This window comes from Streptomyces phytophilus (assembly GCF_013870535.1).
Classification (GTDB): Bacteria; Actinomycetota; Actinomycetes; order Streptomycetales; family Streptomycetaceae; genus Streptomyces; species Streptomyces phytophilus.
Genome location: NZ_JACBXC010001564.1, coordinates 1 through 1,232, shown reverse-complemented (window position 1 = coordinate 1,232; position 1,232 = coordinate 1). Strand labels below are relative to the sequence as shown.

The 1,232-nt window shown below is 75.3% G+C and carries 1 protein-coding gene and 1 pseudogene; both read left to right on the top strand.

Features of this window, described 5'->3' with window-relative positions:
- Nucleotides 1–745: ABC transporter ATP-binding protein (locus H5J30_RS34255; RefSeq protein ID WP_181791712.1), on the top strand; the 745-nt coding region annotated here is incomplete at its 5' end.
- Nucleotides 742–1,232 (top strand): annotated as a pseudogene (locus tag H5J30_RS34250) (ABC transporter permease); the annotation flags it as partial. The gene H5J30_RS34255 and the pseudogene H5J30_RS34250, both read left to right, overlap by 4 nt.

The following is a 1,232-nucleotide window of genomic DNA, read 5'->3' as shown; positions in this document are numbered from 1 at the left end:
GGCGGGCGTCGACCTCGCACTCCCCCGCGGCACGTTCACCGCGGTGATGGGCCCGTCCGGGTCCGGCAAGTCGACGTTCCTGCAGTGCGCCGCCGGCCTCGACCGGCCGACGGCCGGATCCGTGCGCCTCGGCGGCACGGAGATCACCGGCATGAAGGAGAACGAGCTCACCGAGCTGCGGCGCAGCCGCCTCGGCTTCGTCTTCCAGGCGTTCAACCTGCTGCCCTCCCTGACCGTGGAGCAGAACGTCCTGCTGCCCCTGCGCCTCGCCGGGCAGCACCGGAACCGGGGCCGGGCGGACGCGGTGCTGGCGCAGGTCGGGCTCGCCGACAAGGCGCGGCGCCGGCCGGGCGAGCTGTCCGGCGGACAGCAGCAGCGCGTGGCCATCGCCCGCGCCCTGGTCACCAGCCCCGACGTGATCTTCGCCGACGAGCCCACCGGCGCCCTCGACACCACCACCGCCGCCGAGGTCCTGGGCCTGCTGCGGCACGCCGTCGACACTCCCCCAAGCTCTCGGCTCGGCTCGAACAGCGGGTACCCCCATGGCGCCACCGTCGTGATGGTCACCCACGACCCGGCCGCCGCCGCCTGGGCGGACCAGGTGCTGTTCCTCGCGGACGGCGCCTTCGCCGACCGGCTCGCGGGCGGCTCCGCGGCGCAGATCGCGGCGCGGATGGCAGGGCTGGGCGCCCGTACCGCCGCATCCACCGTGCGCGACGAGTCCTTTGCGGGGGTGTCGGCATGATGCGCCCCAACGGACTCGCCCGCGCCGCGGTCCGCTTCAAGCCCGCGTCGTTCGCCGGGACCTTCGTGGTGCTGATGCTGTCGGCGCTGATCGTCACGGCCTGCGGCATCCTGCTCGAAACCGGCCTGCGCGCCTCGGTGCCCGCCGAGCGGTACGAGAAGGCGCCGGTCGTCGCGGCCGCCGACCAGTACGAGTACGTCGTCACGGGCAGCGGCGAGGACCTGGAGAAGGAGGCCGTCCCGCTGCCGGACACCGCTCGGCTCGACGCCGGGCTGGCGGCGAAGGCCGCCGGGGCGCCGGGCGTCGAGGAGGCGGTCGCGGACTTCACCTTCCCGGTACGGACCGGGGACGGCCCGCTCACCGCGCACGGCTGGGGCTCGCACGCCTTCACCGGTACGGAACTCACGGCCGGCAGCGCGCCCCGTACCGGCGAGGTAGTGCTCGACGCCGCCGCGGCCCGCACCGCGAAGGCCGGCGTCGGCGACAC